The sequence below is a fragment of the Rhodococcus sp. Eu-32 genome (assembly GCF_003336925.1).
Taxonomy (GTDB): Bacteria; Actinomycetota; Actinomycetes; order Mycobacteriales; family Mycobacteriaceae; genus Rhodococcoides; species Rhodococcoides kyotonensis_B.
Genome location: NZ_QGNK01000010.1, coordinates 161,888 through 186,591 on the forward strand (window position 1 = coordinate 161,888; position 24,704 = coordinate 186,591).

27 protein-coding genes are annotated in these 24,704 nt (G+C 64.2%); 17 read left to right on the plus strand and 10 right to left on the minus strand.

Annotated features, from left to right (window positions below; translation table 11 throughout):
- Positions 1-324: 324 nt before the first annotated feature.
- The 8 genes from DK926_RS14425 to DK926_RS14460 all read left to right on the plus strand — a co-directional run bounded on the left by DK926_RS14425 (position 325) and on the right by DK926_RS14460 (position 8,031).
- Positions 325-2,181 carry a hypothetical protein gene (locus DK926_RS14425; RefSeq protein ID WP_207890829.1) on the plus strand — a complete coding sequence of 619 codons (1,857 nt, stop codon included), beginning with the start codon at positions 325-327 and terminating at the stop codon, positions 2,179-2,181.
- Positions 2,178-2,399 carry a hypothetical protein gene (locus DK926_RS14430; RefSeq protein WP_114330984.1) on the plus strand — a complete coding sequence of 74 codons (222 nt, stop codon included), beginning with the start codon at positions 2,178-2,180 and terminating at the stop codon, positions 2,397-2,399. Before DK926_RS14425 ends, DK926_RS14430 begins: the two co-directional genes overlap by 4 nt.
- Positions 2,396-2,812, plus strand: a complete 417-nt coding sequence (locus tag DK926_RS14435; protein WP_114330985.1) for a hypothetical protein — start codon at positions 2,396-2,398, stop codon at positions 2,810-2,812. The genes DK926_RS14430 and DK926_RS14435 overlap by 4 nt, the downstream gene beginning before the upstream one ends.
- Positions 2,809-4,137 (plus strand): hypothetical protein, encoded by a 1,329-nt coding sequence (locus tag DK926_RS14440; protein ID WP_114330986.1) that lies wholly within the window; start codon positions 2,809-2,811, stop codon positions 4,135-4,137. The genes DK926_RS14435 and DK926_RS14440 overlap by 4 nt, the downstream gene beginning before the upstream one ends.
- A 154-nt stretch (positions 4,138-4,291) precedes the next feature.
- Complete coding sequence (locus tag DK926_RS14445) at positions 4,292-5,329, plus strand: substrate-binding domain-containing protein (RefSeq protein ID WP_207890822.1); 1,038 nt, start codon at positions 4,292-4,294, stop codon at positions 5,327-5,329.
- A gap of 64 nt (positions 5,330-5,393) precedes the next feature.
- The gene (locus tag DK926_RS14450; protein WP_114330987.1) at positions 5,394-6,452 is read left to right on the plus strand and encodes an ABC transporter permease; all 1,059 of its coding nucleotides are present in this window, start codon (positions 5,394-5,396) and stop codon (positions 6,450-6,452) included.
- Positions 6,453-6,458: 6 nt separating this feature from the next.
- A complete protein-coding gene (locus DK926_RS14455) occupies positions 6,459-7,274 on the plus strand; it encodes an ATP-binding cassette domain-containing protein (protein WP_114330988.1) in 816 nt (271 codons plus the stop codon).
- Positions 7,275-7,374: 100 nt separating this feature from the next.
- Positions 7,375-8,031, plus strand: coding sequence for a nitroreductase family protein (locus tag DK926_RS14460; RefSeq protein WP_114330989.1), 657 nt, complete (start codon positions 7,375-7,377; stop codon positions 8,029-8,031).
- A 6-nt stretch (positions 8,032-8,037) separates the two neighbouring features.
- Here DK926_RS14460 and DK926_RS14465 read toward each other — a convergent pair whose 3' ends face one another.
- Positions 8,038-8,832 (minus strand): DUF2470 domain-containing protein, encoded by a 795-nt coding sequence (locus tag DK926_RS14465; RefSeq protein WP_114330990.1) that lies wholly within the window; start codon positions 8,830-8,832, stop codon positions 8,038-8,040.
- 111 nt (positions 8,833-8,943) lie between these two features.
- Here DK926_RS14465 and DK926_RS14470 point away from each other — a divergent pair, with 111 nt between their 5' ends.
- Entirely contained in the window at positions 8,944-9,297 is a 354-nt protein-coding gene (locus DK926_RS14470) for a VOC family protein (protein WP_114330991.1), read from the plus strand.
- Here DK926_RS14470 and helR read toward each other — a convergent pair.
- Together helR and DK926_RS14480 are read right to left on the minus strand one after the other, a co-directional pair.
- Entirely contained in the window at positions 9,272-11,446 is a 2,175-nt protein-coding gene (helR, locus tag DK926_RS14475; RefSeq protein WP_114330992.1) for an RNA polymerase recycling motor ATPase HelR, read from the minus strand. The two genes, DK926_RS14470 and helR, sit on opposite strands and share 26 nt — an antisense overlap.
- Before the next feature lie 122 nt (positions 11,447-11,568).
- Positions 11,569-12,120, minus strand: a complete 552-nt coding sequence (locus DK926_RS14480; protein WP_114330993.1) for a CGNR zinc finger domain-containing protein — start codon at positions 12,118-12,120, stop codon at positions 11,569-11,571.
- 39 nt (positions 12,121-12,159) lie between these two features.
- Between DK926_RS14480 and DK926_RS14485 the strand changes: the two genes are divergently transcribed.
- Complete coding sequence (locus DK926_RS14485) at positions 12,160-13,143, plus strand: DMT family transporter (protein ID WP_114330994.1); 984 nt, start codon at positions 12,160-12,162, stop codon at positions 13,141-13,143.
- Here DK926_RS14485 and DK926_RS14490 read toward each other — a convergent pair.
- Entirely contained in the window at positions 13,136-13,933 is a 798-nt protein-coding gene (locus DK926_RS14490; protein WP_114330995.1) for an SDR family oxidoreductase, read from the minus strand. The genes DK926_RS14485 and DK926_RS14490 overlap by 8 nt on opposite strands.
- Positions 13,930-14,844: an alpha/beta fold hydrolase gene (locus DK926_RS14495; protein ID WP_114330996.1), complete on the minus strand. Its 915-nt coding sequence runs from the start codon at positions 14,842-14,844 to the stop codon at positions 13,930-13,932. The genes DK926_RS14490 and DK926_RS14495 overlap by 4 nt, the downstream gene beginning before the upstream one ends.
- A gap of 113 nt (positions 14,845-14,957) precedes the next feature.
- Between DK926_RS14495 and DK926_RS14500 the strand changes: the two genes are divergently transcribed.
- Positions 14,958-15,503, plus strand: a complete 546-nt coding sequence (locus tag DK926_RS14500) for a TetR/AcrR family transcriptional regulator (protein WP_114331024.1) — start codon at positions 14,958-14,960, stop codon at positions 15,501-15,503.
- Positions 15,504-15,853: 350 nt separating this feature from the next.
- Here DK926_RS14500 and DK926_RS14505 read toward each other — a convergent pair whose 3' ends face one another.
- Together DK926_RS14505 and DK926_RS14510 are read right to left on the minus strand one after the other, a co-directional pair.
- Positions 15,854-16,204, minus strand: a complete 351-nt coding sequence (locus tag DK926_RS14505; RefSeq protein ID WP_114330997.1) for a GNAT family N-acetyltransferase — start codon at positions 16,202-16,204, stop codon at positions 15,854-15,856.
- 12 nt (positions 16,205-16,216) lie between these two features.
- Positions 16,217-16,756: a carboxymuconolactone decarboxylase family protein gene (locus DK926_RS14510; RefSeq protein ID WP_114331025.1), complete on the minus strand. Its 540-nt coding sequence runs from the start codon at positions 16,754-16,756 to the stop codon at positions 16,217-16,219.
- Between the two features lie 75 nt (positions 16,757-16,831).
- Here DK926_RS14510 and DK926_RS14515 point away from each other — a divergent pair, with 75 nt between their 5' ends.
- The 3 genes from DK926_RS14515 to DK926_RS14525 all read left to right on the plus strand — a co-directional run bounded on the left by DK926_RS14515 (position 16,832) and on the right by DK926_RS14525 (position 19,760).
- The gene (locus tag DK926_RS14515; RefSeq protein ID WP_114330998.1) at positions 16,832-17,860 is read left to right on the plus strand and encodes a pirin family protein; all 1,029 of its coding nucleotides are present in this window, start codon (positions 16,832-16,834) and stop codon (positions 17,858-17,860) included.
- 77 nt (positions 17,861-17,937) lie between these two features.
- Entirely contained in the window at positions 17,938-19,431 is a 1,494-nt protein-coding gene (locus DK926_RS14520; RefSeq protein ID WP_114330999.1) for an amidase, read from the plus strand.
- A gap of 50 nt (positions 19,432-19,481) precedes the next feature.
- The gene (locus DK926_RS14525) at positions 19,482-19,760 is read left to right on the plus strand and encodes a Rho termination factor N-terminal domain-containing protein (RefSeq protein ID WP_068424073.1); all 279 of its coding nucleotides are present in this window, start codon (positions 19,482-19,484) and stop codon (positions 19,758-19,760) included.
- On the opposite strand, the gene DK926_RS14530 is transcribed toward DK926_RS14525, so the two are convergent.
- Both DK926_RS14530 and DK926_RS14535 read right to left on the minus strand, forming a co-directional pair.
- Complete coding sequence (locus tag DK926_RS14530; RefSeq protein WP_243636809.1) at positions 19,757-20,311, minus strand: DUF6328 family protein; 555 nt, start codon at positions 20,309-20,311, stop codon at positions 19,757-19,759. The genes DK926_RS14525 and DK926_RS14530 overlap by 4 nt on opposite strands.
- A 41-nt stretch (positions 20,312-20,352) precedes the next feature.
- Positions 20,353-20,676, minus strand: coding sequence for a hypothetical protein (locus DK926_RS14535; RefSeq protein WP_114331000.1), 324 nt, complete (start codon positions 20,674-20,676; stop codon positions 20,353-20,355).
- A 198-nt stretch (positions 20,677-20,874) separates the two neighbouring features.
- On the opposite strand from DK926_RS14535, the gene DK926_RS14540 reads away from it, so the two are divergent.
- The 3 genes from DK926_RS14540 (at position 20,875) to pabB (ending at position 23,984) form a co-directional block, all read left to right on the plus strand.
- On the plus strand, positions 20,875-21,213 hold the full coding sequence (locus DK926_RS14540; protein ID WP_068424075.1) for an RNA polymerase-binding protein RbpA: 339 nt from the start codon (positions 20,875-20,877) through the stop codon (positions 21,211-21,213).
- 338 nt (positions 21,214-21,551) lie between these two features.
- Positions 21,552-21,929, plus strand: a complete 378-nt coding sequence (locus tag DK926_RS14545; protein ID WP_068424077.1) for a chorismate mutase — start codon at positions 21,552-21,554, stop codon at positions 21,927-21,929.
- A 9-nt stretch (positions 21,930-21,938) separates the two neighbouring features.
- Positions 21,939-23,984, plus strand: coding sequence for an aminodeoxychorismate synthase component I (pabB, locus tag DK926_RS14550; protein WP_114331026.1), 2,046 nt, complete (start codon positions 21,939-21,941; stop codon positions 23,982-23,984).
- A gap of 67 nt (positions 23,985-24,051) precedes the next feature.
- Here pabB and DK926_RS14555 read toward each other — a convergent pair whose 3' ends face one another.
- On the minus strand, positions 24,052-24,669 hold the full coding sequence (locus DK926_RS14555) for a hypothetical protein (protein WP_243636810.1): 618 nt from the start codon (positions 24,667-24,669) through the stop codon (positions 24,052-24,054).
- Positions 24,670-24,704 lie beyond the last annotated feature (35 nt).

Below are 24,704 nucleotides of genomic sequence, written 5' to 3' on the forward strand. Positions count from 1 at the left end.
GCTCCCTAGAGATTGCGATGTCTCACGCAACGGTAGTCGCCATCGGATTCGTCGTCGCGGCAAGGTTCCCATGCAGCAGGCATTTTCGCTGCTGACGACAAGCCGCAGGGCCACTGACCTGGGCGGCGTCTTCGGCACGGTCGTCGATGGTTGCGTCGACGCTACTGGATCGCTTCAGAAAGACACGTGCGGTGACCACCGGACATACGATCGGCGGGTGGCGTCGAGCAATACGACGAAACTCTGGTTTTTCGAGCAGAGGCGGTACATACTCTGACCATGTTCGAGATAAGTGTTACCGCGAGTAACCTCAATGCGGCGCCGATGACCGTCGTCGCTCAGGGTAGCGGCGGGCAAGGTGGAGGTGCGGCGCTCGACCAGGTCTTCGGCATGAGCGCGGCAGCCGGAGTGATCTCGTTGGGATTGCTCTATCTCGCCTTCTTGCACCGTACTCGGCGGATCACCTGGCTGGGACGCCTTGCCGATTTCGCCGGCAGCAAGGCCAACCTGCCGGGGTGGGCCGCGCTGCCGTTGGTGATGTTCGTATCGACGATCTTGACGGCGTTCCTGGGCTTCATCTGGGATGTCAGCCTGCACATCGGGAAAGGGCGCGACGAGGGACCCCTCGCGAACCCAGCGCACTACTTCATCCTCGTCGGGCTGTTCTTCCTCTTCATCGCCGGCGCACTGGCGATGATCCTCCCGCTCGACGAGAAGCCCGGCCGTGCGGCGATCAAGCTGACGCGAACCTGGTACGTGCCGACCGGTGGTGTCCTCATCGCCGGGGCTGGGTTGTATGCACTGATCGGCTTCCCGCTCGACGACATCTGGCATCGCATCTTCGGCCAGGACGTCACGTTGTGGGGTCCGACGCACCTGATGTTGATCGGCGGTGCGGGGCTGTCGCTCGTCGGCGTGATCCTTCTCGAACACGAGGGCCGTATCGCGATGGGTTCCGACGCCGACGGCCCGGATCCCCGCTGGCACAAGAGTCCTGTGGTCACCTGGCTTCTGCGAAGCTCCGCGTTCGGCGGCCTGGTGATCGGTCTGTCGGTGTTCCAGATCGAGTTCGACTTCGGCGTCGAACAGTTCCAGTTGATCTTCCAGCCGATGCTGATCGCGGGAGCGGGTGCGTTCGCGCTGGTTGCCGCTCGTCTCATGGTCGGTCCCGGTGCCGCGCTCTTCGCCGTCGCGTTCGCGGCCGTCGTTCGCGAGATCACGGCTCTGCTCGTCGGGCCGGTCTTCGGCCAACCGCACAACGTGTTCGCGTTGTATCTCGGTGCTGCGATCGTGGTCGAACTGATCGCGTTGACTCCGTTGGTCAGGCGCCGCTTGTTGTTCGGAGCCGTTGCCGGCCTCGGCGTCGGAACGATCGGAATTTGGGGCGAGTCGCTGTGGGTCGACGCCGTCTACATCTTTCCGTGGACGTCGAGCATGTGGGCGGACACGCTGCTGATGACGGTCCCGGTGGGCATCACGACCGGACTCTGCGCCGGACTGTTCGCCCAGGCGCTGAGCGGCGACGGGTTACCCCGCGCGGCGTTCCGTCGCAGCATCGTGCTGGCGATGATTCTGGCGCTCGCCGGCACGACTGCGAATGGTCTGATGTTCGACGTCCCCACCGACGCCACCGCGACGGTCCGCCTCACCGACGCGCCGTCGGTCGACGGCTACCGCATGGTCACTGCGGACGTCACGATCGACCCGCCCGACCTCGTCAGCGACGATCCCGAATGGTTGGCGATCCTGGCGTGGCAGGGCGCGGGAGACACGTTACGAGGCCTGGTCGTCGACAAGCTCGAGCAGACCGGCCCTGGGACGTATCGATCGACCAAGCCTGTGCCCGTCGACGGAACGTGGAAGACGGTGCTCCGCATCCACGACGGCCGGTTGCTCACCGCTGCACCGGTGTTCATGGCCGCGGACCCGGGCATCGGCGCGCCGGAAGTGTCCGCGGACGCCGAGTTCACCCGCGATCTGGTCTCGGAGATCACGCTGCTGCAGCGTGAGCGCAATTTCGATCACCCGTCATGGCTGTTCGGCGCGGCATCGCTGGTGGTTCTGGTCTGCACGCTGGCGCTCGTGTGGGCGCTGGCGTGGGGCACGGTCCGCATCAGCGAGGTCACCCCACGCAACTCACTTCGTAACGCACGGACCGCGAAGACGCCGAGCCGAACATGATCGCATTCGCGACGACACCACCGGAGAACGTCGTCTATCTGGCCGACCATTCGGTGGTGCTCGCTCTACCAGCCCTGATTCCGGCGTTAATCATCGTCGCGGTGGTCCTGTACGTCGTCGCCAAGGACCGCCGCGCCGAACGCAACGAACAAGCAGAGGACACGCCACGAGGCGAAGGACCCGCCGGGCACGATCACCACGACGAGGAGAGTTCATGAAGTACGCCCGCTGCGCCGCGATATCGGGCGCCGCGATGCTGTGTCTGGCGGTCGGATGCTCGTCCGGCCAGTCGAACGACGATGACGGGGCCGTCACCTCGACGTCGGCGTCCGCCGCCACCTCTGCGGTCACGGCTGAACCCGATTCGCTGACCATCGACGTCGTGATCGCGGACGGTTCGGTCACGCCCACGAACGAACGCGTCGACGGATCGGTGGGCGAGAAGGTCACGGTGCGCGTCGACAGCGACGCCGAGGACGAACTTCATGTCCACTCGGTGCCCGATCACTCGTTCGACATAGCACCGACGAACGGACAGACGTTCGAGTTCACCGTCGAGGTTCCCGGACAGGTCGCGCTCGAACTGCACGACGCAGACCGGACGATCGCCACACTCGTCGTCAGGCCGTGATCCTCGCTCACGGCCTCGGCGGATCCACCGACCTACCGCTTCCGGTCACCTTCGTTCTGGTCGGCGGCGCGTGGGCGTTGTCCATCTCGTTCGCGATCTTGATCTTCGCTTGGCGCACACCGCGATTGGATCCGTCGCGTCGGTGGGCGACGTTGTCGCCTGGTATTACCCGGGTCGTCGATGCGGCCCTGACCCGCGCGCTTGTTCGGCTGTCCGCCGTGATGTTCACGGCCTTCGTAGCCTGGATCGCGATCACCGGCCCGGACGACGCCACCAACGCGTTGCCCGGGGTCTTCTACGTCCTGCTGTGGGTCGGCGTCCCGGTCGTCTCCGCCTTGTTCGGGCCGGTGTGGCGGATCGTGTCTCCGCTCAGGACGGTGCACGCCGTTGTGTGTCGAATGATCGGTCGCGCCCCGGGTGCGATGCTGCTGCGCTACCCGGAACGGTTGGGCGCGTGGCCCTCTGCCGCCGGCCTGTTCGCGTTCGTCTGGCTCGAGCTCGCATCGTCCGATCCCGGATCGCTCGATGCGATCCGGACCTGGTGTCTGGCATATGCGGTCGTCATGATCGTCGGCGCGGTCGTGTTCGGAACCGTCTGGTTCGAGAACGCAGACCCTTTCGAGAAGTACAGCGATACGATCTCGAGGCTTGCGATTCTGGCGCGCAGCCAGGGCGACCGGGCGCTGACGCTACGAAACCCGTTGGACGGCTTGCCGTCTCTGCCCGTCGTGCGGGGTACCGTCGCGGTGGTCGCCGTGCTGCTCGGGTCGACGGCGTTCGACAGTGCGTCGCAACTTCCCGCGTGGCGCAATCTCGTCGACGACATGTCGTCGACGAGCACCGAGGCGATGCTGTGGCGGACCGGGGGACTGCTGGCGCTGGTTTCGTTCGTCGGTGTCTCGTTCTGGCTGTGCGCCCGCGCAACGGGGGGCATGACCTGCGAACAGCGCGCGAAATTACCAGGGCAACTGGTTCATTCACTGGTTCCGATCGTGTTCGGCTACGTCCTCGCTCACTACCTGACCTACCTCGTCGAGAAGGGGCAGACGACAGTACTGCTTCTCGCAGACCCGTTCCATTCGGGATGGAACTTCGTCGGCCAGCAGAGTTGGGAAGTGTCGTACGTCCTGTCGGAACACCCTGGCGTCGTCTCTACGGTCAAGGTCTTGTGCGTCCTTGCCGGGCACATCCTTGGTGTCTCCGCAGCGCACGATGCATCGCTCCGGCTACTGCCGAGGAATCACCGTCTGACCGGCCAACTCGCGCTGATGGTTCTGATGGTCTTTTTCACGTTCGCAGGCCTGTTTCTGCTGTTCGGAGGCTGAACGGCACCGCAGCGCGACGGAGTGTCGGAACCCGAGAGTTTCTAATGTCAGGACAAATGCTTGACATTCGGCTGTGATGTGGCTTACATATTGATCGCACCATCGATTGATTCACCACCGGGCCATCTCGGTCCGGCGTCGAGAAAGAGAATTGATGACACTTCACACGAGTCGCGGCACTGGCCGTCCGGGTTCGCTCCGCAGGCTGCGCTCTTCGGGCGCCGCCATCGGGCTGGCGCTGTGTGCCACCGTCGTCGTGGCGGGTTGCTCGAGCACCGGCGGTGCGCCGGAAAGCTCCGGCGGCGGATCCAACGCCGGAACGGCCGACACCCCTCGCGCGACGATCGCCATGATCACCCACGAAGTTCCCGGTGACACCTTCTGGGACCTCGTCCGCAAGGGTGCTGAGGCTGCGGCAGCCAAGGACAACATCGAGCTTCGGTACTCGTCGGACCCCGAGGCGCCCAACCAGGCCAACCTCATCCAGACGGCACTCGACAGCGACGTCGACGGAATTGCAGTCACGCTGGCGAAGCCCGACGCCATGGCGCCCGCCGTCGAGGCAGCAGTCGCGGACGGTACGCCGATCGTCGCGTTCAACTCCGGTTTCGACGCCTGGAAGGCTCAGGGCGTCCAGCAGTACTTCGGCCAGGACGAGACCATTGCCGGCGCAGCTGCCGGTGAGCGTCTCAACGCCGAAGGTGCCAAGAAGGCACTCTGCATCATCCAGGAGCAGGGCCAGGTCGCACTGGAGTCGCGTTGCGCCGGTGTGACGCAAGGGTTCTCGGGACAGACCGAGATCTTGAACGTCAACAGCAAGGACATGCCGTCCGTCGAGGCGACCATCACCGCCAAGCTGCAGCAGGATCCAAGCATCGACCACATCGTTACTCTGGGCGCCCCGATCGCACTCGCCGCGATCCAGTCCAAGACGAACGCTGGCAGCAATGCCACGATCGTCACCTTCGACACCAACTCCGCTCTCGTCGACGCCATCAAGGGCGGCGACGTCAAGTGGGCCATCGACCAGCAGCCTTACCTGCAGGGCTACCTTGCCGTCGATTCGCTGTGGCTGTACCTGAACAACGGCAACACCATCGGTGGCGGCACCCCGGTCCTGACCGGTCCTGCGTTCATCGACTCCTCCAACATCGACGCAATCGCCGAGTACGCCACAAACGGCACTCGCTAGGACCGTCGGGTGGCCCGGCTGAAACCGGCCGGGCCACCGGGCTTCCAGCACGGAAGGAATTCTCATGAGTACACAGGCCGATTTGGATCTGTCGAAGCACACGGTGGTCACCGATGAGCGGGTGAAGAAGCAGAAGCCTTTGCAGCGGTTGCTGGTTCGCCCGGAGATCGGGGCCCTGTTCGGTGCGATCGTCATCTTCGTCTTCTTCTGCATCGTCGCCCCACCGTTCCGCTCACCGGAGGCATTGGCGACGGTCCTCTACGCGTCCTCGACGATCGGCATCATGGCCATCGGCGTGTCCTTGCTGATGATCGGCGGAGAGTTCGATCTCTCGACCGGCGTCGCGGTCACGTTCTCCTCGATCATGGCCTCGATGATTGCCTACAACCTGCACCTGAACGTGTGGCTCGGCTCGGCCCTGGCTCTCGTGCTCGCCCTCGCTGTCGGTTTCTTCAACGGCTATCTGGTGATGAAGACGAAGATTCCGTCGTTCCTGATCACCCTCGCGAGTTTTCTGATGCTCACCGGTATCAACCTCGCGGTCACCAAGCTCGTCACCGGTCAGGTCGCGACCCCCTCGATCTCCGACATGGCCGGCTTCGACTCCGCGAAGAAGGTATTCGCGTCCTCGTTCACCATCGGCGGGGTGTCGATCCGCATCACTGTCGTGTGGTGGCTGCTGTTCACTGCTATCTCGACCTACGTGCTGATGAAGACCCGCATCGGCAACTGGATCTTCGCCGTCGGCGGCAACCAGGACTCGGCCCGTGCGATCGGTGTCCCGGTCACCAAGGTCAAGATCGGATTGTTCATGTTCGTCGGGTTCTGCGCCTGGTTCGTCGGCATGCACCTGCTGTTCGCGTTCAACACGGTCCAGTCCGGCCAAGGTGTCGGCAACGAGTTCCTCTACATCATCGCCGCCGTCATCGGTGGCTGCCTCCTCACCGGCGGTTTCGGCACCACGATCGGTGCGATGATCGGCGCGTTCATCTTCGGCATGGCCAACCAGGGCATCGTCTACGCCGGCTGGAACCCCGACTGGTTCAAATTCTTCCTCGGCGCGATGCTGCTGTTCGCCGTCATCGCCAACAACAGCTTCCGTAACTACGCAGCGAAAAGGTGACCGGTCATGACCACACACGCTGAAACTCCCATCGACGCAACCCCATCAGGCGGCGGGAAGACCCCGCTGATCGAACTCAAAGGCGTCGGCAAGTCCTACGGCAACATCATCGCGCTCAAAGACATCAACCTGCGCGTCGGCGCCGGCGAGGTCACCGGCGTGCTCGGCGACAACGGCGCGGGCAAGTCCACTCTGATCAAGATCATGGCTGGCCTGCACCAACAGACCGAAGGAGAACTGCTCGTCGACGGCGTCGACACCAAGTTCGACTCCCCGAAAGACGCCCTCTCGAAGGGCATCGCCACGGTCTACCAGGACCTCGCGGTGGTGTCGTTGATGCCGGTGTGGCGGAACTTCTTCCTCGGCCAGGAACTGCGCAAGGGCCCGTTCAAAACCCTGGACGCGGCGGCGATGCGGGCCACGACGATCGAAGAGCTGCACAAGATGGGCATCGACTTGCCCGACGTCGACGCGCCCATCGGGTCGCTGTCCGGTGGACAGCGCCAGTGTGTGGCGATCGCCCGGGCGATCTTCTTCGGCGCCCGCGTGTTGATCCTCGACGAGCCCACCGCCGCGCTCGGTGTGAAGCAGTCCGGGATGGTGCTGCGTTACATCTCCGCGGCGAAGGAACAAGGGTTCGGGGTCGTGTTCATCACGCACAACCCGCACCACGCCTACATGGTCGGTGACCACTTCGTCCTGCTCAACCGTGGCCGGCAGAAACTGGACTGCACCTACGATCAGATCAGCCTCGATGATCTGACCCGTGAAATGGCAGGCGGCGACGAACTCGACACCCTCACCCACGAACTACGGCGCTGACGCGCCCGTGCGCGGATAGTCCCACCCCCTTACAACTATCCGCGCACGGGCCGGAGGCCACGTCTTTGAGTCGTCGACCCGTCGGTGACACACTCGAGGAATGACGTCGTTTCCTGTTCTCGACCTGACACCCGACGAGCTGCTGACCACCACGAGGACCGTGCGTAAACGGCTGGACCTGTCCAAAGAGGTTCCCGTCGAACTGATTCGCGAATGTCTCGAGATCGCCCTGCAGGCTCCGTCGGGCTCGAACCGTCAAGGTTGGCAATGGATGGTGGTGACCGACAGATCGCTGCGCGCTCAGCTGGGCGAAATCTATCGCGAGGAAGTCGAGAAGTACCTCGACTCCCGCGGTTCTGCAGCGAAGCTGTTCTCCGACGACCCCGACCGAGCTCCGGTCCAGCGGCGGGTCGGAGACAGTGTCGCGTGGCTGGGGGAGCACATGGGCGAGGTTCCGGTCCTGGTCGTTCCGTGCATCCGCGGAGCTGTCGAGTTACCCGCAGGCAATCAGGCGGGACTGTGGGGATCGCTACTGCCCGCCGTGTGGAGCTACTCGCTCGCTGCGCGTGCGCGAGGTCTGGGAACGGCGTGGACCACACTGCATCTGTCGCGTGAAGCCGAGGTGGCCGACCTTCTCGGCATTCCGCAAGGCTTCCACCAGGCAGCGTTGATGCCGACCGCGTACTTCACCGGCGAGACGTTCAAGCCCGCGCCCCGGGAACCGATCGACTCCGTTCTGCACATCGACAAGTGGTGAATGCGTTCATCCTCGTGCGCGTCGAGCCAATTCGACTGTCGCCGAACGAAGCTCGTCGATCGCATCGATGGGGTGTGCATATCCGACGCGCGTCGTCGCATTGCCGCGCGGCGTCCGCACGCTGAGATCGAGACCGTAGCGGTCGGCCGACGTGCAGGTTGCCGCGGTCGCGTCGGGGTAACCGCCCAGACGTTGCGCCATGGCGAGCAGTGAATCCGCGTGGTCGTCGTTCAAATGCGTGATCGCCGACGCGGCGTGCGGCGAAACGGGATCCGCGGCTGCGGCCGCGTAGTCCTCGGCGGTCGCCGAATCCATGCGGCCGTACCCGCCGACCCACCGCGCCCGGTGGACACGCAGAATCCAGAGCGTGAAGTCGCTGTAGTCGATGTAGTACTTCGCTGCGGGTACCGCCGCGAGGTGGGCTTCGCGGGCCGCGTCTAGTTCGTCGTCACGTGGCGACTCGACGACGCCTGCCAACGTCACCCGAGAGACGGACAGGGGATCGCTCGCGGACTCGGGAGCAACGATGGCCAGGCTCGCCCGCGCATCGTGCAGAAGGTTGCGCCCGTGCTCGGCCATCCGTGACACACACAGGACAGGGGAGCCGTCCAGGAGCCCGTAGGTGATGTACGACGCCCATGGGTCGCCGTCTGCCGTCAGGCTCGCGAGGGTCGCCATGTTGGTCGACGCGGCAACGGTTCGGGCTTCTTCGGCCGCGGTGGGCCGTCGCACCGTTTCGGTCTCGGTCAGCGGGGGAGGAGTCGAGGGTGCGTCACCGGGATCACCGTGGTCGAGTGCCATGGACGGAGTCTACGTACTCCGGTGGCGGTGATGGAATGCAGAATCGTCCCGAGCCACTCGAACCGGCATTACGCTGAGCCTGGTCGTCACTGGTCGTCACGAGGAGAGCCGATGCGAGTGCGTAAGATCGTCCCGAATCTTGCAGTCGGGAACATCGAGCAGTCCAAGAGCTTCTACGGCGAATTCCTCGGTCTCGAGAACAAGGAGTTCGATCTCGGCTGGGTGGCCCGCTTCACGACGCCCGACGGGGAATCGAGCGTGCAGGTGGTCACCGGTGACGCAACCTCACCAGCGGACTCCGTCATGTCGGTGATGGTCGACGACGTCGATGCCGCGTACGAGGAAGCCGAACGCCTCGGCTACGACATCGTCCACCCGCTGACGACCGAAGCGTGGGGAGTGCGGCGATTCCTCGTCCGCGCCCCCGACGGCAACGTCGTCAACATCGTTCGGCACCACTCGTAGTCAGCACGACGAGCTTCTGCGTCGCACGGGTCATCGCGACGTACCGATCGACGGCACCTTCGATACCGGATCCGAACGACTCCGGATCAACGACCACCACCAGATCGAACTCGAGTCCTTTCGCCAGTTCCGGCGACAGCGACGAAATCCTGTCCCTGGCGCGAAAAGCTGGGAGTCCGATGACGCACCCGATTCCGTCGGGATTGCTGTCGGTCCATGCGTCGACGAACTGGTCGAGCTGGGCAACCGGCGCATGGACGACGGGAATTCCGCTGCGACGGATGGACTTCGGAACGTTGGCGTCGGGAAGCGCCGCCTTGATGACGGGCTCGGCCACGGTCATGACTTCTTCCGGCGTCCGGTAGTTGATGCTCAACGACGCCAACTGGACGCGCGTCAGTCCTGCTCTCTCCAATCGTTCCTGCCATGTCTCGACGAACCCGTGACGTGCCTGCGCCCGGTCTCCGACGATCGTGAAACTGTGAGAAGGGCAGCGCAACAACAACATCTGCCACTCCGCATCCGTCAATTCCTGTGCCTCGTCGACGACGACGTGAGCAAAGGGTCCGGCCAGGCGGTCGGGGTCGACGTCGGGCAACGCGGAGTCGTCGACGAGTGCGTCGCGAATGCCGTCTTGACCCAGCTGCGCCATCAAGCCGTCCTCGTCGTCGAGTTGAAGAAGTTCGTCGACCACCCTGTCCATCCGACAACGCTCGGCTGCGGCAGCCGCGGACCGACGGCGCTCCCGCCGTGCAGTTTCCGGGTCACCCAAACGTGCACGCGCAGTGTCGAGCAACGGAAGATCGGCGGTCGTCCACTTGTGCGCATCGACGCGGTACAGCGTGCGAACGTCGGTCGCCGACAGCCAGGGCGCGCAGTGACGCAGATAGGCCGGCACCGACCACAGATCGCCGACCAGGTCGGCCGCCTCGATCAGAGTCCACGCGTTGTCGAGCGCGGTGCGCAGATCGTCATTCTCCTGCAACGACTTCCGCACCGACGACAACGGCTCGTCGCCTGCGTACTTGTCCATCAGAATGGCGATCAGTGCATCCCAGATGATCTCGCGCGCCTCGTTGTGCGGTGTCCCGGGGTCCGGTGCGTCGAACGCCTCCGTCCAATCGTCCGGGGTCAATTGGATGTTCGCCCACTCGGTCTCGACGGTCATGCCCGTCTTAGGCGGCTGTTCGTAGAACGCAACCGCCTTGTCGATCGCACGGACGAGTTCGACGGAGGATTTCAGCCTGGCCACCTCGGCATCCGTCTCAGGGACGGCTCTCTCGCCCTCGGACACGAGGTCCGCGATCGTACAGGTGGTGACGCCTTCCTCGCCGAGACTGGGTAGGACATCGGACACGTATGCGAGATAGGGCTTGTGCGGTCCCACGAACAACACGCCGCCGTGGCCCCGCCCGAGACGTGGATCGGCGTAGAGCAGATAAGCAGTACGGTGCAGCGCGACGACTGTCTTGCCCGTCCCCGGCCCACCGTCGACGACGAGCGCTCCGGACGACCCGGCCCGAACGATCGCGTCCTGATCGGCCTGGATCGTGCCCAGGACGTCGCGCATCTTCGACGACCGCGAACCGCCGAGACTCGCGATGAACGCCGATTGATCGTCGAGCGCTGCCTTGCGCGGACCGTCGTAGCCGTCGGCGGTGAAGACCTCGTCCCAGTAGTCGCTGATACGGCCCCGGGTCCAGCGATAGCGTCGACGTCGTTCGAGGCCCATCGGCTGTGCATGCGTCGCGCCGAAGAACGGTTCGGCGGCGGGGGAGCGCCAGTCGATCAGCAACTGGTCGCCGTTCGAGTCCACCAGGCCGAGTCGCCCGATGTAGACCGTCCGGCCGCTCCCCGCTTTCACGATGTGGCCCAGGCAGAGATCGAGGCCGTACCGACGCATCGTCCGGATACGAGCGTTCAGCCGATGCACCTCCATGTCGCGTTCGAGCGCTTCTCGACCTATCTCGACGGGCGCTTTCCTTGTGGCGTCGAGCCGAGCGAGCAAGTCCGTGATGGAGCGTTCGAGACTCGCGGCGACGGATGCGAAGAAGGCCTCGTCGTGGGCGATCAGAGTCGGGTCGTTCTTGTGGTGCAGGTGCGCGGGAAGGTCGAAGGCACTGTCGGCAGTCTGCGGTTTCCCACTCATGTGTTCTCGTTTCCGCTGGTCGAAGCGTTGGGTCCACGAGTATGAGGGACGGACGGGGTCTTGCCGCAAGGCCCCGGGTGCGCTATAGATTGACAGTGGAAGGACGAGATACGTCGCTTCCTTCATTCCTCGGCCGACGGTTCCCGTTCGCTCTGTCGACTCCGATATGCCGCTACTGCGGTGCGGTTGCCACATGCCGTGCTGCAGAACTTGCGCGATCGGTTCCGCGAGAGGTCGAGGACGATCCCGTCGCAGTCGGCGGCGCAAATCTGCAGTCTCGACATCTCGTTCGACCGGATGACGTCGATCATCGCCATAGCGGACTCGACGGCGATGCGTTCCGCGAAGGGACGGTCGTCGCCGACCGCGTGCAGATGCCAGTCGGTGTCGCCATGTCGCACGAGACGCGGGAGAGCATTCGCGTCGGCGAGGATGTGATTGACGACGTCGACCGCAGAGTCACGGTCGCTCGTCAGCAACTGCCTGAGCAGTGGTCGCAGGTCGCGAACTGCAGCCAGCTCGAGCTCGTCGCCGTCGAATCGGCCCGTGTAATTGTGGCTTCGATAGAACTCGCGCAGGTCGGTCCGAGTCTCGAGTGTGTCGGGATCCTCGGCCGAGTTGGCCAGGGCGACCGCTGACACCAACGCGCTCTCCGTGTCATGAGCGAAAACCATATTGACACCTTACATCTTCACCTTCTACCGTCATGACTCATGACCTCCTTGACTGATGACATCGCGGTCCGACGCCCATCTCGTCTCGCGTCCGGTCTGGGACTGGCGCTCGTGTCGTCGGCATCGTTCGGATTGTCGGGCCCGTTGGCCAAGGGTCTGCTCGACGCGGGGTGGAGTGCAGGCGCAGCCGTGACAGCGCGAATCCTGATCGCCGCCGCCGTTCTGCTCGTTCCGGGCCTGCTTGCACTGCGTGGACGATGGAACGTGTTGTCGCGCAACATCGGTGTACTCGTCGCGTACGGGGCCATTGCCGTCGCCGGATGTCAGCTGGCCTACTTCAACGCGGTGGGGTACATGCCGGTCGGGGTAGCGCTGTTGATCGAGTTCACCTCGCCTGTCGTCGTCGTTCTGTGGATGTGGTTGCGGCACAAGCAACGCCCCACTCTGCAGACCGTCGGCGGCGCTGCACTCGCAGCTGTCGGCTTGGTGCTGGTGCTCGACCTCGTCTCGGGTACCTCGCTGAATCCGGTCGGTGTTCTGTGGGCCTTGGGTGCCATGGCCGGTGCGGCCGTGTACTGGATCGTGTCAGCGGACGAGTCGAACGGGTTGCCGCCGTTGACGCTCGCGGCCGGCGGGTTACTGTGCGGCGGAACGATTCTCCTTTTCGCGGGACTGGTCGGCATCGTGCCGTTCACCGCGACGACGCGTTCGGTGGTGCTCGCGAGCGCGAGTGTGCCGTGGTGGGTCTCGATTCTGGTGCTGGGCGTCGTGACGGCCGCAGTGGCGTACGTATGTGGAATCGCCGCCGGCCGGCGGCTCGGCTCGCGACTGGCGTCGTTCGTCGGACTGACCGAGGTGGTGTCGGCATTGGTGTTCGCATGGCTACTGCTGGGCGAAGTTCCACGGGCGGTCCAAATCGGCGGTGGTGTGCTGATCCTCGCCGGGGTCGTCGTCGTGAAACTGGGGGAGAACCGTGTGCGGAGGCGGGCTCAGGCTGGTCTCCGACGAAGAACTTTTACTTGAACGGGTTGAGTGTCCGTCCGAGGAAGTAGCCGATACGGCCCGGGATGGGCCGCATGGCTGCCGCGGAGACCTTGTTGACCACGCCGGGTATGCACACGGGCTTTCCTGCGGTGACTGCTGCCCATCCCTCGCGGACCACGGCTTCGGGGTGCTGCCACATGAATCCCGGTAGGCGGTCTGCGGCGTCGCGGGTGCCCATGACGTCGTGAAATTCGCTGTAAGTGAAGCCCGGGCACAATGCGGTGACGTGAATGCCGTGGGGCTTCAGCTCCATGTCGAGCGATTGGGACATGTTCAGGACGTAGGTCTTTATTCCGGTGTAGAGCAGGCCTTCTCCCGGCGGAGACACCGCGGCGAGGGACGAAAGATTCACGACGCGGCCCCACCGTCGCGTCTTCATTCCGGGTACTAAGCGGTGAGTCAGTTCGGTCACCGCAGTCACCATGAGCTGAATCTCGGCAGCGACCGACTCCCATGGTGTGTCGGAGAATTTGGTACTCGACGATAGCCCAGCGTTGTTGACGAGGATGTCGATCGGCATGCCCAGTTCGTGTGCACGGTCGACGATCGCGGCTGGAGTCGACGGGTCGCTCAAGTCTGCCGCGACGATCTCGGCGCGTACCGCGTGTTGCCGACGCAGTTCGTGTGCGAGCGTCTCCAACCGGTCTGCGCGTCGGGCGACCAGAACGAGGTCGTGACCCTCTGCCGCGAGATGGCGGGCGAATGCGGTTCCGATTCCCGCGGAGGCGCCCGTGACGAGGGCTGTACGTCGAACGGTGTCGGTGGTCATCGTGGGTCTCCCAAGTGGCGGTCGAGGAAATCGATTTGCTCGGCGACGATGGTGTCGAAGTAGGGATCGAGGTACGGCTCGAAGTGGCCGATGTCGTAGGTGTGGACTTCACCGTTCGGAATTCGGCGAGCGACGGCCTGGGCCTTCTCGATCGGTGTGACGTCGTCTTTCGCAGCGAGTTGGACCAGGACGGGGGCGCTCACGTCGCGTGCGTAGCGCCCGGGGGAGTAGAGCGGGACGCGTAGAGCGATCCGGGCGGCGACGTCGTTCTCCGCCAGGAGTTCCTCACGCATGTCGCCCATGCGTTCGACCAGCTCGTAGGCGCCGGGTGAGGTCATCATCGCGATGTCGCCAGGCCGTCCCACCGCGGCCATGCGGTAGGGCGCTCGCCCCGTCCATGCCCGGACTTGGTCACGGATTCCACCCAGGATGAGTCGCGCCACCAACGCCGGAGATTGGGAGAACGCCGACGCGGGTCCGCTCACGTGAGGAACTTGGATGATCGCAGCGGCCAGGCCGGTGTCTCGGGCGGCCAGCTTCAGGACGTGGCCACCGCCGAACGACGACCCCCACGCCACCACTCGCCGTGTGTCGATGCCGTCGAGGCTCCGAACATAGGCGAGTGCAGCAGCCCAATCGGCCTGCTGCTTGCCGATGTCGAGAATGCGGCGCGGCATACCCTCGCTGGCACCCCAATGGCGATAGTCGAAGACGAATGCGGCATAGCCGGCTTGGGCGAACCGCGCGGCGTACGCGTCGAGCCGGAGTTCACGGAACGCCGCGAAGCCGTGCGCGAGCACGACGATCGGCGGGTTCGCGACGCCGTCCGGACGGTAGAGCCAGGCTGCGCACGACGGGTCGCCGGATCCGAAGGTGACATCGGACCGAACGTAACTGCGCTGAGACGTCATAGAGAACCTCCACGAGGTATCTTGAATGGTATTCAACAAGCTAGCAGACTCTTGAATGCCATTCAAGAGTCAGTGACCATTCCGGAGACATCGTTGTGGAGGTGAACGTCGCCGTGGCGCGGAACAAGAAACCGCAAGCTGCCGATGAGAAGCGCGAAGAGATCGTCGCGGCGGCGCGCAGGTTGTTCGTCGAGGGCGGGTTCGACGCGACGTCGGTGAGCAAGCTGGCGAAGGAAGCAGGGGTAGCAGCCAACACGATCTACTGGTATTTCGGGGACAAGGACGACGTACTCGTCGCGGTCGTCTCGGCTGTCATGGCAGACGTCTGGCCGATGTATCAGGCAATTTCGGGTGAGCCGATTGCGGCTCGGGTGCTGTGGATCGTGCGGCGTTTGACCGAGATGAGCGGCCTGGTGACGACAGTCCATGCTCGCGTGGCGCATTCACCGGCGGTAGCGGAGTGGCACAACAACTTTCATCTACTCACCGGCAGTCTGTTCCGTGCCGAACTGGAAGCAGCCGGCGTCTCCGCGGAGACCGTCGACGCCGAAGTGATGATTGCGGTGTTCACCGTCGAAGGGTTGCTGATGCACACGCACGACGAGGGAGAGCAGCGTGCCATCTGTGAAGCGCTGGCCAGTCGATGGCCGGTCGCTTAGTTGACATAATGTAGATTATCGGCAAAACGCTGACGTGGGCGCCGAGTCATGAACTGGCTGTGCCACGGTGCACACGCGTCACGCCTCGACACATCGGAACGCTCTGTCTCACACCGCTCCTAACGTCGATCTCCACGCGGTTCGCGCACTCGGTCCAGCCGGCATCCGCCGGGACGTCGTCGGCCCACGATTGTCGCCCGACGGTTCTCGCCCCACGATCGTCGTTCACCTCATGGAGTCTCGGCGGCACCGGAAAGCCACGGGACCCCCGACTCACCGACCCTGCCCACACCTATAGAAACGTCACAGTGACGTTTGTATAGGTGTGGAGTTCGTCGCCGGGGTTCAGCTCACTGTGACGCTGCGTCGAGAAATTCGAGAACCTGTGGGGTAACCGGGTCCACGATGTCCTGGACCTCCGTGTGCTTGCCGACGTACTTGGCCACCAGCGGACAGACGGCGACCACTCGCAGGCCCTGTGCACGCACGTCGTCGAGTGCGTTCTTCACCAGGATCGAACTGAGGCCGTGGCCCGCATAGGCGTCGTCGATCTCGGTATGAAAGAACACCCTCCGGCCGTCGTGGGCGCGGTACTCGGTGAAGCCGATGACGGAGTCGTCGATTCCGAGGGTGTAGCGCTGCCCGGGAGCATCGTGAGTGACGGTGACGCGGTCGCGGATGTCGTCGTTCGAAGCGGTCATCGTGTGGCCTTTCTACTGTTGAGGTCGCACCGTGTGTCGGCTGACGATCGATATGCGGTTGAAGGCATTCATGGCAATTGCTACCCAGCACAATGCCGAAATCTCTTTGTCGGACAACACCTTTCGGGCGGATGCGTAGTCGCGATCCTGGCTGGCGCTGTCGGGCAGCGTGGTGATCGACTCGGCGAGCGTCAGAGCGGCGCGCTCACGATCGTCGAACAACGTCGTGTCCCGCCACGCGGGCAACACCGAGAGGCGCTGCGGCGTCTCCCCCGCTGCCAGTGCGGCTGCGCCGTGGACGTCCAGACAGTATGCGCACCTGTTGATCTGGGAAACACGGACGTTGACCAGCTCGACGAACCGGCGATCCATACCGGCGTCGTGCGTGGCGGCGCGGACAGCCTTGGCCACAGCGACTTGCGCTTTGAACACTTCGGGATCATGTTTGTCGATCAGCACCCGCAGCACTGGAGAGTGTGCATCGTCGGAATCGCTGTGGGTCACGGAAGCCTCTCGGGTCGTACGGAGCGGATCGAACACGTTCTCGCGCATCGACATTACTCGTCGACCGACGGCAGTTCCCACCCCGATCCGACGAGGTGCGCCGGCAAGGAGGAACATGAGCACATGAGCAACCTCGAAACCCGGCCGTCCGAGATCGACTGCCGGTCGGACGCGGACGCAGGTACTGCTGGTGACGTCGGCGACATCGTCGTGGAGGTGCTCACAGCGCGCGATGTGCCGCTCGGTGGACCGCGTGCGATGACGGTGCGTCGCACACTGCCCCAGCGCGAACGGTCGCTGATCGGCGCCTGGTGTTTCGCCGACCACTACGGTCCCGACGACGTGTCGACGACGGGTGGCATGGACGTACCACCGCATCCACACACCGGTCTGCAGACGGTCAGTTGGCTGTTCACCGGAGAGATCGAACATCGCGACACGATGGGCAATCACGCGATGGTGCGGCCCGGTGAGCTGAACCTGATGACGGCAGGCCACGGGATCGCGCACACCGAGGTGTCGACGTCGAACACCACGATCCTGCACGGCGTCCAGCTCTGGGTGGCCCTTCCGGCCGACGCCGCGGACACGCCGCGCGACTTCGCGCACTACGTGCCACCTGCCGTCGAGCTGAGCGGCGTCGCCGTTCGTGTGTTTCTCGGCGAATGTGCGGGTGATCGGTCGCCGGTGCACACCTTCACGCCGTTGCTCGGGGCCGAGCTGACGTTCGCGCCGGGTGCCGAGATCGAGCTCGACGTGGACCCCACGTTCGAACACGGTGTCCTCGTCGACGACGGAACAGTGCAGGTCGTCGAGTCCGCAGCCGAACCGCTCGTTAGAACCGAGATGGGATACATCGGGGTCGGCGCGACGCGTCTTCACCTGCGCAACGTCGGCGCCGACGCGTCGGCCCGTGTCGTGTTGCTCGGTGGAACTCCGTTGAACGAGGACATCATCATGTGGTGGAACTTCGTCGGCCGCACGCACTCCGAGATCGAGCGCTACCGCGAGCAGTGGGAGGCGCACAGTGACAGGTTCGGCCAGGTGCAGGGCTACGAGGGTGATACCCAGCATCTGCCCGCCCCGACGCTGCCGAACAGCAGCCTCAGGCCGCGAGAAAACAAGGCCGGGCGCGCTTTTCGCGATCGATAGCCGAGTAGCCCAGCCGAGGAACGATTCGCGGTGCGGAATCGGTCGAACGTCGGCCCGGCGCGGGATAGCATCGCCCGGTGGAATTCGCCGAATACGTGTCCAACGACGCGACGTCTCTGGCCGAGCTGGTTCGAACCGGCGAGGTCAAGCCCCGCGAACTGCTGAATCTGGCGCGCACGCGGGCGGACGCCGTCGACGGTGGCCTCAACTCCATCGTCATGCGTATGGACGCTGCCGCCGACGAGCGTGCCGACAGCGGCGATCTGACCGGGCCGTTGGCCGGTGTCCCGTTCCTGATCAAGGATCTGGCGCAGGAGTACAAGGGTTACCCGACGTCCTACGGTTCACGATCACTGAAGAACGATGTCGCCGCAGAGCATGCACTGGTCACACAACGGTTCCTCGATGCCGGTCTGGTGATCTTCGGAAAGACCAACACCCCCGAATTCGGCGCGAAGGGCGTCACCGAGTCGGAACTGTGGGGCCCCGCCCGTAATCCGTGGAACCCGGAACGCACGCCGGGTGGATCGTCGGGTGGTGCCGGCGCCGCAGTCGCCGCCGGTATCGTGCCCGCAGCGGGCGCCAACGACGGCGGTGGATCCATCCGCATCCCGGCTGCCTGCAACGGACTGGTCGGCTTGAAACTCGGTCGCGGTCTGTCGCCGTACGGACCACAGACCGGTGAGGTCCTGTTCGGGATGGTCGGGCAAGGTGTGGTGAGCCGAACCGTTCGAGACAGCGCAGCACTGTGTGACGCCATCGTCGGCCCCGACCCCTACGCCGACTATTCGGCGCAGTTCCCGACCACGCCGTTCGCGTCCGATCTCGACCGCCGTCCTGCGAAGCTTCGCATCGGCTGGTCCACCTCGTCGTCGGTGAACCCGAACCCCGACCGTGAAGCCGTCGCGGCGGTCGAACGGGCTGCGACACTGCTGACCGGGCTGGGCCACCGCGTCGAACAGGTGGCTCCTCCCTACGACGACCGGTCCTTGTCCCGTGACTTCCTGACGATCTGGTTCGCGCAGGTGTACGCCCAGGTCGTCGACATCAAGGCCCGTCTCGGTGCGAAGAACTCGCAGTTCGAACCAGACACGCTGGCGATGGCCGAGTTCGGCCGTCACAGCGGGATGAACGCGATGATCGCCGCTCTCGAGAACACGAGGACCTACGTACGGTCCCTCGCCGAGTTCCACACTCGGTTCGATCTGTTCCTTACCCCCACGCTCGCAACTCCCCCGCCGCGGCTCGGCGCAACCGCGACGTCGCCTCTGGTCCAACTTGCAGCACGCGTCATGAACGCCATGCGTGGCGGGCGCGTCATGGCACTGAGCGGCTTGCTCGACGACGCGATCGAGCAGAACCTCGGTTGGGTGCCGTACACCCAGCTGGCCAATCTGACCGGCCGCCCCGCGATCAGCGTTCCGTTGCACTGGACCGACGACGGCCTCCCCCTCGGAGTGCAGTTCGTCGGACCTCTCGGCTCGGAGCGTCTCCTGCTTCAGCTCGCGGCGCAGCTCGAGGAAGCGCAGCCGTGGATCCAACGGTTCCCGGCCCCGCACGGCGTCGTTTGAACAGCGCAACGCACGGATATCCGACTCCCGACACGACGTCAGGAGGAACCATGCCGAAGAATTCGTCGAGCGATTCGAAGCCGCAGCTCAAGGACCAGGACATGTACGAGGAGCTCCGCAAGGAAGGCAACTCGAAAGAAAAAGCGGCTCGCATTTCCAACGCCGCGGCGAACAAGGGTCGGTCGTCCGTCGGCGCGAAGGGCGGTCATTCGGGTTCGTACGAGGACTGGACCGTCGACGACCTGAAGTCGCGGGCCAAGGAACTCGGCCTGTCGGGCTACTCGGATCTGAAGAAGGACGATCTGATCGAGAAGCTGCGCGACCACTAGGACGCAGTCGGACCTTCCGAGTCCGATATCCGGGAACCGTCGCCGGAATCCATGTCGCCATGCGCGAGATGGCTACGCGGCAGGACCCACCACAGGCCGATCAGCAGTACCGCCACGACGATCGCAGCACTGACGGCTCCGACGATGCCCAGCACCAGGTCGAACGTCAGAGTCACGACCCCGACGAGCGCCACGGCGAGTGACAACAGCCCGAGAATGGCAAGTCGGTTTCCGACTCGGACCAGATATCCGATGGCCCGCTTGCGGAAAAGAAGACGGTGCATACCGACCGGGGCGATCAGCAGTATCGTCGCGACGATCGACGCAGCGACCGTGACCAGATACACGGCCCGGCCAGTCGACGACAGCTGATCGAAGCGGCCTTGGAACGGGACCGTGAGCAGAAATCCGGTCAACAGCTGAACACCGGTCTGCACGACTCGAAGCTCCTGAAGCAGTGCGTTCCAATTGCGATCGAGTTGCTGAGTCGGGGTCTCGTTCCGCGCCTTGCCATTCCATTCGCGCTGAGCCTCGCCCTCGCCGGTGTTCATTCGACAACACTACTGCCGGCCCGGTCCAGATCCCTCCCACCTCACCGAAGTCGTTCGGCGTCCCGTGCTCGCGATACGAGGTCGTCGCACAGGCGCGTCAATTCCTCGGCCGTGGCACCTTCACCTATCGCGATCGCCACGTCCTCGGCGGCGCACCGGACCTCGAAGGCTCGATCGATCAGGGCGGACGCCTCGTCCGCGGACAGGACGACCGCATCCTCCGCGATCGACGTGCCCTTGACTGCGCTTCGGTGTTCGTAGGCGCGTTGACGGCACGACTGCCTGCAGTACCGTCGCCGACGCCCCATTCCGGAATCCGCGACTTCGCGTCCACACCATTCGCACGCATGGGCTCGTCGGGACATCGGTGACACGCCCACGAGCCTACGGCGTGCTGCCGGGTAGAATGATGCGTACTTGTGCGCGGATCGATTCGTGTCGCACGCTGAACCGGGAACGTTCGGCGACGTCGGCGCGTTGAAGATCTGTGAGTGGCGTGCGGATCGTGTACAGCAGGCACGACGTCCGCCCCAGCACGCACTATCGAGGGAGAGGACTTCACAATGGCAGATCGTGTACTTCGGGGTAGCCGACTCGGCGCTGTCAGCTACGAGACCGATCGAGATCACGACCTCGCGCCTCGTCGCGTCGCCCGCTACCGCTGCGACAACGGCGAAGAGTTCGATGTGCCGTTCGCGGACGACGCCGAAATTCCGGGCACCTGGATGTGCCGCAACGGTCTGGAAGGCACCCTGATCGAGGGCGCTGCGCCCGAGACCAAGAAGGTCAAGCCTCCCCGTACTCACTGGGACATGTTGCTCGAGCGTCGCTCGGTCGAGGAACTCGAAGAGCTTCTCAAGGAGCGAATGGATCTCCTCAAGGTGAAGCGACGCGGAGCCTGATACTCGGGTAGAGCCGATGCGCACCACCCTTCGCGTTCGGACTCCGCGAATCCGAGCGTCCGAAATGCAACTGCGCCGAACGAATTCATTCGTTCGGCGCAGTTTTTTCGTCTCGAATGGGCCCGAAGTTTGTTTTTCGGGCGTCGTGCAACGATCCGACGACGAAAACGAAAATGTCGGTCATTGTTCCCCTCGTGGGGCGCGCCGAGATGTCAGAATCGAAGGCTGAGCCGATCGTCGTCGGGGTAACGGTCCAGAAAGTCAGCGCGATATGTTGTGAATACCGTTGAAATCGAGCAATCGCAGCGCTGTGCTGCAGAACGAGGGGGCAGCGAATCGTGAGCGACGAGTCCGACGGATTGTTGAGATCGCTTCGCGGTGAACTCGATGCGATCGACCGGCGGCTGCTGGAAGCGGTCAAGGAACGCATCGACGTGTGCGTTCGCGTCGCACATGTGAAGCGAGACTTCGATATTCCGATGATGCAGCCCGGCCGTGTCGGTGTCGTGCAGGACCGCGCTCGTGAATTCGCGCGGAACAACGATCTGTCCGAGGACTTCCTGGCGTCGGTGTATTCCCTGCTCATCGCAGAGGCTTGTCGCGTCGAGGACGTCATCATCGACGCGGACCCGGTCGCAGCCTCGCTGGAGTCGAACTCGGACGGCGCAGCATCGACGAACGGCGACGGACCCGCCTCGACTCCGCGGCAGCGTTAGGTGGCCGTCATGGCAGTGCGCACTTTGTTGATCGACAATTACGATTCGTTCACGTACAACCTGTACGGACTACTCGCCGAGGTCAACGGAACTTCGCCCACCGTCGTGAAGAACGACGTCGCTTGGGAGACATTGGATTTCGCCCGATACGACAACGTTGTCATCTCCCCCGGCCCCGGCCGACCCGCCACCGCCCACGACCTCGGCATCTCGTCGCGTGTGATTCTCGAGAGTGGTCTACCGGTGCTGGGTGTCTGTCTGGGGCACCAGGCCATCTGTCACGTGCTGGGTGGTCACGTCGATCTCGCGCCGCTCCCGATGCATGGTCGTGTCTCGACGATCACGCACGCCGGCACCGATCTGTTCGACGGGCTGCCGTCGTCGTTCTCGGTGGTCAGGTATCACTCGCTCGTCGCAATCGAGCTTCCCGACGACCTGGAGCCGTGTGCGTGGACGGCCGACGGCCTCGTCATGGCTGTTCGCCACCGCACGCTTCCGATGTGGGGAGTGCAGTTTCACCCCGAGTCGATCAGCACCGAATACGGACGGGAGCTTCTGGCGAACTTTCGCGATCTGAGTCTGCCCGCCGCGAAGTCGCAGACTGCGCCTACCCGGTCCGCGTACACCATCGAAACCCGTTGCGTCGAGGGCGATTTCGATACCGAACAGGTCTTTCGCGCATTGTTCGCCGACGGTCCGAACAAGTTCTGGCTCGACGGGAGCTCGGCGTTGGAGGCGGACTCACGGTTCTCCATCATGGGTGACTGTTCCGGTCCCCGTGCGGAATACGTGACCTACAGCGTCGCCGCGGCGCGCGTGAACGTGCAGCGCAGCGACGGCACCGTCGAGTCGGTGGATTCGACGTTCTTCGACTACCTGAATCGGCAGTTGACGGAACGCGCCGTCCCGCCGCTGCACGACCATCCGTTCGCCTTCGGTCTCGGGTACGTCGGCTATCTGGGGTACGAACTGAAGGCAGACGTGGGAGGTCAGCTGGTCCACACTGCCCCGACTCCGGACGCGTCGATGGTCTTCGCCGACCGCGCGCTCGTGTTCGATCACGACGCCGGGCGGTGCCATGTTCTGGCGCTGGTCGCCGATCACGAGGAGCCGGCGACACTCGACTGGTTCGCATCGATCACCGAGTCGCTGCGGCGTCTCGACGGAGTTCGAGGTCGTTCCGAGCCGGAGCCCGAACAGCCGTTGGTCGCTCCGACGGTGCAAGCGGATCTGCAGCTCCGCCACGATCGTGCGAAGTACATCGGACTGATCGAACAGTGTCTCGCCGACATCCGGTCGGGTGAGACCTACGAGGTGTGTCTGACCAACATGGCTACGTTCCCGGGACCGATCGACGCGCTCGGCACGTATTCGTGTCTGCGCGAGATCAATCCGACCCCGTACAGCGCGTTCCTCGGGTTCGACGACCTGTCCGTCTCGAGCGCGTCGCCCGAACGCTTCCTCCGCATCGACGCCGACCGCATCGTGGAGTCGAAGCCCATCAAGGGCACGCGCCCCCGGGGCGCAACGGAGGCGGAAGACGAGTTGCTGCGGGCGGATCTTCTCTCGAACGAGAAGGACAACGCCGAGAACCTCATGATCGTCGATCTGGTCCGTAACGATCTCGCTCGCGTGTGCGTGCCCGGTTCGGTGCACGTACCGAAGCTGTTCGATGTCGAAACCTATGCTCCTGTGCACCAATTGGTGTCGACTGTTCGGGGCCGTCTGCGTGAGGACGCGTCGGCCGTGGACTGCATCGGGGCTGCATTCCCGGGCGGCTCGATGACGGGAGCGCCGAAGATCCGCACGATGGCGATCATCGACAAGCTGGAAGACGGCCCTCGCGGGGTGTATTCCGGAGCGATCGGCTACTTCTCGTTGACCGGCACCGCCGACTTCTCGATCGTGATCAGAACCATCGTCTCCACCGAGCACGAGGTGACCTTCGGTGTCGGCGGCGCAATCGTGGCGTTGTCGGATCCCGAGGAGGAATTCACCGAGACCATGGTGAAGGCCGTCTCGATGCGCCGCGCGTTGGACAACACGAACAACTGACCTACCCATCGAAAAAGATCGGGCCGCAACGGCGACACCGTTGCGGCCCGACCTTTCGTCGTGCCGTCTACGGAGTGTTGAAGTACTCGAACGCCGCAGGCCCGATGTTGGGGTTCGCGTTGTTCGTCCCGATGATCGTGCCCGCCACGACACCGATCGCTGTACCGATGATGCAACCCGCGATGAAATTGGGGAAGATCGACACACACCCGATCGCAAGTCCGAGTGCCGCACCTACGGCTGCTCCTGCCGCTCCCCCGTTGGCCAGTCCGATTCCGGTCTGGCTGAGCAGGTTGTCCAGCGCCTGCTGTTTCGTCACCGGTCCGGCCACGTCGGTGACCAACGCGGCCGGCTGCGGTGTGAGCAGAAGCTGCCGCTCCCCTGTGATCGACGGTGCGATCGAATACTGCGTTCCGTTCACCGTGTACGTCAGCGGCAGGCTCGCGAGCACCGCCCCCGAATCACCGACGACCTGAACCGCCGACGCCGACGCGTCGAGACGGAAGGCGCCGCCGTCGAGGACGGTCCTCACCGATCCTTCGGGGGTGGCCGACGTTTCGAAGCCGACCGCCTCTGCTGCGGGTGCAGCATTCGCGGGTCCGCTGCCGAGAGCCACGGTGACCGCGGTCGTGGCCACGACCGCCACGATGGTTGCTGACACGGACTTGATTCGTTTCACAGGCATCCCCAGACCGTAGTTCGGCGAAATGGATCGTGCGT